Consider the following 6796-nt stretch of genomic DNA (forward strand, 5'->3'; position numbering starts at 1 on the left):
GGTCGCAGTGCTGCTCAGGCGCACGCCCAATGCGGGTGCAGGCTTCACGCTTTCACTGGAAATTGCAGCAGCCTCGCTGCTAGTGGGGGTGGTGATGTATGCGTGGATGGCGAAGGCTTATCCGGTGCTGCCTGCTTTGCCGTCCGGCGGCACAGCGGCGCAGAAGTAAGCGCTTCGCTCATCAGCCAGGCTCAGTTAGGGCCGGGCTGTTGCACCAGCGCCATGGCAAACGCGCCGCCGCCCACCGACCAGTCCGAATAGTCGTTCTCATGCATGAAGATGAAGACGTCGTCGGCCGCGACACCGGCGTTGGCTTTTAAATTGCCCGCAATGGCCGCGTAGAGCGCGCGCTTCATGGCGTCGCTGCGGCCGCGCCGCATCGTGATCTCGACGACCACGGGTTGCTCTGAACGCGCCATGCCGTTGAAGCTGCGGCTGAAGAAAAAATGCTGCGCATCGTAGCCGTTGACCAAATTAAAAAGCTCGTCTTCAGGCATGCCGATGCTGTCGACGAGCGCCTGGTGAATTCCCTCGACGATGCCTTTTCGGTGTTCGGGACTGGTGCTGTGATGGACGCTGGTGCGGATAAACGGCATGTGATTTTTCCTCAATAGAATGGGCGAATGCCGAGCTGAAGATCTCGCAGGAAGGTTGGATTTTGCCAATCAACGGCCATCGGGGAAAGCGATTTGTTTGCACATCGTATGTGTCATAAACTCACATAATGAAACGCCATCTCCCGCCCTTGAATGCCTTGCGTGCCTTTGAAGCTGCCGCCCGGCTGGGCCGCATGACCGCTGCAGCCGAGGAGTTGTCCGTAACCCCTGGGGCGATCAGCCGGCAGGTGCGCCAGCTTGAGCAGTCTTTGGGCGCGACCTTGTTTGAAGGCGCCAAAAACAAACCGCAGCTGACGGCCGCCGGCGCTGCGCTGTGGCCGGCGCTTTCTGCCGCGCTGGACCAGATGGAAACAGCGGTGCGTGAAGTGCGCAGCGGCGAAGCAGGAACGCTGGATGTTTCCTGCTTCAGCACCTTTACCGTCAAATGGCTGATTCCTCGCCTTTATGACTTCAATGCGCGCCACCCCGATATCGACGTCCGGCTCAGCGCCGCCGAACGTGTGGTCGATGTGGATCGTGATCGCTACGACCTCGTCATCACGGTAGACGGGCGAACCAGCAAAAAATCCGCCACGCTGCTGCCACTGTTTGCGGAGCGCCTGGGGCCCGTCATGGCGCCTGCGCTCGCCAACCAGGCGGACCTGCGCGAAGCGGTCAACCTGGCCCGCCTGCCGCTGCTGCACACCCGGACCCGACGGGATGCCTGGCAGATGTGGTGCGAGTCGCGCGGCCTTGTCCTTCCCATTCAGGAGGGCCCGGAGTTTGAACACTATTACTTCACGCTTGAGGCGGCCGTGGCTGGTCTGGGCGTTTGCATCGCGCCCTGGCATCTGGTGGCGGACGACATCCGCGCGGGGCGGTTGGTGGCACCGCTGGGCTTTGAGGAAAGCAGCTACCAGTACGTGGCCAGGCGCCGGGCCGGGCCGAATGCACGGCTGGACAGCTTCTGCGATTGGCTCGAAAAACAGGCGCATGAGGCGCCGGTCCCCTGAAGCCGGTATCTGGCGGTAAATCCTCCGAAATCCCGTCATTGGCCGCTGGCCATTAAAATCAGGGCTTGCGTGCCGCCCCGGCGCGCCGGCATTTGCCTTGTTTCCGGGGCCATGTAGAGGACTACCATGTATAAAAACCTCGCGGCCCCCGGCCTTTTGGCTTGTGTGGGCGCCTGTTTTGTTTTTCCATTTTCCCCTTCGACCTTGCATCCGAAGATGCCTGCGCRGGCCGCGCCATGAGCTACCAGGTCAAGGAAATTTTCTATACGTTGCAGGGTGAGGGCGCCAATGCCGGGCGGCCTGCGGTGTTCTGCCGCTTTGCCGGCTGCAACCTGTGGACAGGCCGCGAGCAGGATCGCGCCACGGCCGTCTGCCAGTTCTGCGACACGGATTTCGTCGGCACCAATGGCACGCTGGGCGGCAAGTTCGCCGATGCCGATGCGCTGGCACAAAAAATTGAAGCGCAGTGGCCAGCCGGCGACAGCGCGCACCGCTTTGTGGTGATGACGGGTGGTGAGCCCTTGCTGCAGGTGGATGCGGAACTGATTGCTGCATTGCATGCGCGGGGCTTCCAGATTGCGGTGGAAACCAACGGCACCATCGCTGCGCCCGAAGGCATCGACTGGATCTGTGTGAGCCCCAAGGCCGGTGCGCCCTGGGTGCAGCGTGCGGGCCAGGAGCTCAAGGTGGTATGGCCTCAGCCTCTTTTTTCGGGCCTTGACCTGGCCGAGCTTGAGGCCGCCGATTTCACCCATCGCTACCTGCAGCCCATGGACAACCCCCAGCGCCGGCAGAACACCGAAACCTGCATCCAGTTGTGCATGGAGCGCCCCGCGTGGCGCCTCAGCCTGCAAACCCACAAGATCACGGGCATCCGATGAGCACCCCAAAGCATCCCGCGCCGGCGCCCATGCGCTGCGAAATCAGCCAGATCTTCTACTTTGATGCAGCCCACACGCTCAAGCGCATCATCGAAGCCGACAGCAGCAAGCGCGTGCACGGCCACACCTACAACGCCGAAGTTTTCCTGGCCGGCGTGCCTGACCCGGTAACCGGCATGGTGATGGACCTCGGCCTGGTACGGCGCGAGATTGAAGTGTTGCGCGGGGAGCTGGACCACCACCTGCTCGACGACGTGAAAGGCCTGGGCCCGCCCACGCTGGAAAACCTGTGCCAGTTCATCTTCCGCAAGCTCGACGCACGCCTGCCGGGCCTGACTTCGGTACGGGTCTGGCGCGCCTCGCTGGGTGACGGCTGCCGCGTGAGCCGCTGAGCCGGCCTCGGGGCTGGCAACAAGGCCAATAAGTCCTATCGGGTTTTGAATATCCGGCCAGGCCGTGACTGGGGTAATCTTGCAGCCATGAAAGCCTACCGCGCCGCCCTCCTGTACTTTGCCGCGCCTGCACAGGCCGTGTTTGAAGCCGACGGCCTGCTGGTGACCGGGCCCGACGCCGGAGGCCGCCAGGTTGTGCAGGCCGTCGGCAGCTACCAGGCGTTGGTGTCCCAATTTTCCGAGGTGCCCACAGAACACCTGCCGAACCGGTTGATCGCACCGGGTTTTGTCGACATGCATGTTCACTACCCGCAACTGGACGTGATCGGCTCACCCGCCGAAGGGTTGCTGCCCTGGCTTGAAAACTACACCTTTCCAGAAGAGAAACGCTTTGCAAGCCATGAGTACTGTGCGCAAGCAGCTACATTTTTCATAGCGGAGCTGTTGCGCAACGGCGTCACCACGGCGCTGGCTTTTGCGACTTCCCATGTGGAATCCGTGAACGCGCTGTTTGCCGAGGCACAGAAAAACCAGCTGCGCCTCATGACGGGAAAATGCCTGATGGACCAGAATGCCCCGGACGGCGTGCGTGACGAAACGGTGCAAAGCTTGCAGGACACCGAAGCGCTGATTCAGCGCTGGCATGGCGTAGACCGGCTGGGCTATGCCATCACGCCGCGTTTTGTGCCCAGCTGCAGTGAGGCGCAGTTGCGCGGCGCCGGCGAGCTGGCGGCGAAGTACCCGGATGTGTGGATCCAGTCCCACGTCGCCGAGAACAAGGACGAAATCGCCTGGGTGCGGCAGCTTTACCCGAAGGCGCGCAGCTACCTCAGCGTCTATGAACAGTTCGGACTGCTGCGCCCGCGCGCCATATATGCGCATTGCATCCACATCGATTACGAAGACCGCGCGCTGATGCGCGGCACCGGCACGGCGGCAGCCGTGAGCCCCACCAGCAACCTGTTCCTTGGCAGCGGGTTTTTCGACTACGAGGGCGCAGACAGGATTGGTTTCCCCTATGGCCTGGCCAGCGACGTGGGTGGTGGGACATCGTTCAGCCCTTTTCACACCATGCTGGCCGCGTACTATGTGGGAAGGGAAGGGCAGACCAAAACCGGTCTCTCGCTCAAGCCGCAGCACCTGTGGTGGCAGCACACCGCTGGCGCGGCGCGGGCGCTGGGCCTTGAAGGCGTTGTCGGTAACCTGCAGCCCGGTTGCGAAGCCGATTTTGTGGTGCTGGACCTGCAGGCCACGCCCTTGCTGGCCCGCAAGACGGCTCAAGCCGCCAGCCTGGACGAACTGCTGTTCTCCCTGATCGTGCTGGGCGATGACCGGCTCATCCAAAAGACGGTAATTTCGCAAGCGGGGCAGTCGCTGCCGGTCTGAAAACAGCCTTCAATTCAGAAAAATAAGGGTTTCGGCCAATATGGGCGGGCGCAAGCAGCTATCAAAAGAATAGCTGATGGGTCAAGCTGCAACGCTGCTCTGGTTCGGAATCCCCTCCATGGGGGCCTCATCCGTGCCAATCGTGGTCCGCGTAAACGCCTCTACCTGTTTGCGTGCGGCCTCGGGGTCGCGCAGCCAGTCGGCGTAAAAGCTGAAGGGGCAGGTGGGTGTTCCCTTGTCGCCGTCGCCCGAGTTGATCATGCCGGTGTAGCCGCGGTGCAGCAGCTTGAACAAGTGGTTCTCCGACTGGCCGTTGCGGCGGAAGTCGCGGATCAGGCTCTTGGACAGCGCCGCATACTGCACGCCCATTTCCTCTTCACCGCATTCGCCCAGCGTGCGGCCGTCAAAGCCTATCAGCGCCGAGTGGCCGAAGTAGGAATACACGCCGTCAAATCCCGAGGCATTGGCCACCGCCACATAGGTGTTGTTGGCAAAGGCCATGGCCTTGGAGATCAGGATCTGCTGTTCCTTGGCCGGGTACATATACCCCTGGCAACGCACGATGAGCTCGGCGCCCTTCATCGCGCAGTCGCGCCAGATCTCCGGGTAGTTGCCGTCGTCGCAGATGATCAGGCTGATCTTCATGCCCTTGGGCCCGTCGCTCACATAGGTGCGGTCGCCGGGGTACCAGCCTTCAATCGGCACCCAGGGCATGATCTTGCGGTACTTCTGCACGATCTCGCCCTGGTCGTTCATCAGGATCAGCGTGTTGTAGGGCGCTTTGCGCGGGTGCTCCTCGTGCCGCTCGCCGGTCAGTGAGAACACGCCCCACACCTTGGCACGCCGGCAGGCGGCGGAGAAGATTTCGGTCTCAAAGCCCGGCACCGTGGCCGCGTTCTCATGCATTTCTTTACTGTCGTACATGATGCCGTGGGTGCTGTACTCGGGGAAGATCACCAGGTCCAGGCCCGGCAGCCCCTTCTTCATGCCTTCGAGCATGCGCGCGATGTTGTTCGCGTTTTCCACCACCTCGGCCTTGGTGTGAAGCCTGGGCATCTTGTAGTTGACCACCGCCACGCCGACGGTGTCCTTGCTGCTGGAAATATCGCCGTGAATCATGTCAAAACTCCTTGTTCTCTTCGGTAGCCGTTACACCAACCGCGACCAAAGCGATCAGCGTGATTTAACCCAGGAACAGCGCGGAACTGGCTTTGCCAGGCCGCAGATGTTGCCCCCTTGAGGGGGAGGCGCCGCAGGCGCTTCGGGGGGAGCCCATCTCTAGTGACTGATCATCCAGGGTCGCTTGCTTGGGAAGGCCTTATTGCCGTTGGGTGCCGTTATCGTGGCACCGCGCTTGCCGCTGGAGCAGCAACCGCAGCCTGCCGGATGCTTGAGCCGCGCGTAGTCGCCGGAGCGCTTGGGCTCGTGCCGGGCACGCTCGTTGGTGTCCATCGCGCGGCGCGTACCGTCTTCCATCAGCGCCAGCGAAGGAGCGACAGACAAAATGCGCGCTGACAGGCCGCCGCAGCTCGGGCAGGCGGCCGCCTGGTTGCGCATGGAGACCGAACGCAGCGCGTCAAAGCTGCCGCATTTCGGGCAGTCGTAGTCGTAGGTGGGCATGGCGTTTGTCTCCGCGTATCAGGGCAGGTCGTGCGACAGCGGCATGCTGATCTTGCCGTCGATGTGCTTGATAGGCCCGGATGCGTTGGGGTTGATGTCGAAGTCAAAGATCCCGGTCGGCAGCCACAGCGTGGCGCAGGAATTCGGCACGTCGACCACACCGCTGATGTGGCCCTGCACCGGCGCCGTGCCCAGGATGGAATAAGCCTGTGCGCCCGAGTAGCCGAACTTCTTCAGATACTCGATGGCGTTCAGGCAGGCCTGGCGGTAGGCGACGTTCACGTCCAGGTAGTACTGCTTGCCGGCCTCGTCGACCGAGATGCCTTCGAAAATCAGATAGTCGTCGTAGCGCGGCGTGATCACGCTGGGCTTGAAGATCGGGTTCTTGATGCCGTACTTGGCCATGCCGCCTTTGATGAGMGTGACCTTCATGTGCACCCAGCCGGCCATCTCGATGGCGCCGCAGAAGGTGATCTCGCCGTCGCCCTGGCTGAAGTGCAGGTCGCCCACGGAGAGGCCCGCACCATCAACATAGACAGGGAAAAATACCTTGGAGCCGCGCGACAGATCCTTGATGTCGCAGTTGCCGCCGTGTTCGCGCGGTGGCACGGTGCGCGCGCCCTCGGCCGCGGCCTTGTCGCGCGCGGCGCCCGTCATCTTGCCCATGTGCGCGGTGCCGGCTGAAGGCGGGTTGGCCAGGCCGGTACGCGTAGGGTCGCTGTCGATCAGCGCCTGCTCACGCGTGTTCCACATGTCCAGCATGGCCTTGTCGGGCAGGCAGCCTATCAGGCCGGGGTGGATCAGCCCGGCAAAGTTCACGCCCGGCACGTGGCGCGAGCTCGTGAACATGCCCTTGAAGTCCCAGATCGACTTTTGCGCTTCGGGGAAATGGTCGGTCAGAAAGCCGC

The 6796-nt window shown here is 62.4% G+C and carries 8 protein-coding genes; 4 read left to right on the plus strand and 4 right to left on the minus strand.

Annotated features, from left to right (window positions below):
- Nucleotides 1–191 precede the first annotated feature (191 nt).
- The gene (locus AC1D0Z_RS13845; protein WP_477658806.1) at nucleotides 192–596 is read right to left on the minus strand and encodes a tautomerase family protein; all 405 of its coding nucleotides are present in this window, start codon (nucleotides 594–596) and stop codon (nucleotides 192–194) included.
- A 128-nt stretch (nucleotides 597–724) separates the two neighbouring features.
- On the opposite strand from AC1D0Z_RS13845, the gene AC1D0Z_RS13850 reads away from it, so the two are divergent.
- From AC1D0Z_RS13850 to guaD, 4 genes are all read left to right on the plus strand, one after another.
- The gene (locus AC1D0Z_RS13850) at nucleotides 725–1609 is read left to right on the plus strand and encodes a LysR substrate-binding domain-containing protein (RefSeq protein WP_477658807.1); all 885 of its coding nucleotides are present in this window, start codon (nucleotides 725–727) and stop codon (nucleotides 1607–1609) included.
- 236 nt (nucleotides 1610–1845) lie between these two features.
- Nucleotides 1846–2490 (plus strand): 7-carboxy-7-deazaguanine synthase, encoded by a 645-nt coding sequence (gene queE / locus AC1D0Z_RS13855; RefSeq protein ID WP_477658808.1) that lies wholly within the window; start codon nucleotides 1846–1848, stop codon nucleotides 2488–2490.
- 29 nt (nucleotides 2491–2519) lie between these two features.
- Nucleotides 2520–2882, plus strand: a complete 363-nt coding sequence (locus AC1D0Z_RS13860; protein WP_477658813.1) for a 6-pyruvoyl trahydropterin synthase family protein — start codon at nucleotides 2520–2522, stop codon at nucleotides 2880–2882.
- An 87-nt stretch (nucleotides 2883–2969) separates the two neighbouring features.
- The gene (guaD, locus tag AC1D0Z_RS13865) at nucleotides 2970–4268 is read left to right on the plus strand and encodes a guanine deaminase (protein ID WP_477658809.1); all 1299 of its coding nucleotides are present in this window, start codon (nucleotides 2970–2972) and stop codon (nucleotides 4266–4268) included.
- Between the two features lie 81 nt (nucleotides 4269–4349).
- Here guaD and AC1D0Z_RS13870 read toward each other — a convergent pair whose 3' ends face one another.
- The 3 genes from AC1D0Z_RS13870 to fmdA all read right to left on the minus strand — a co-directional run.
- Nucleotides 4350–5387, minus strand: a complete 1038-nt coding sequence (locus AC1D0Z_RS13870) for an aliphatic amidase (RefSeq protein ID WP_477658810.1) — start codon at nucleotides 5385–5387, stop codon at nucleotides 4350–4352.
- Nucleotides 5388–5546: 159 nt separating this feature from the next.
- The gene (locus tag AC1D0Z_RS13875) at nucleotides 5547–5888 is read right to left on the minus strand and encodes a zinc ribbon domain-containing protein (protein WP_477658811.1); all 342 of its coding nucleotides are present in this window, start codon (nucleotides 5886–5888) and stop codon (nucleotides 5547–5549) included.
- Between the two features lie 18 nt (nucleotides 5889–5906).
- A partial coding sequence (fmdA, locus tag AC1D0Z_RS13880; protein ID WP_477658812.1) for a formamidase occupies nucleotides 5907–6796 on the minus strand: 890 nt, incomplete at its 5' end.

Source organism: Polaromonas sp. P1_E3 (assembly GCF_056405935.1).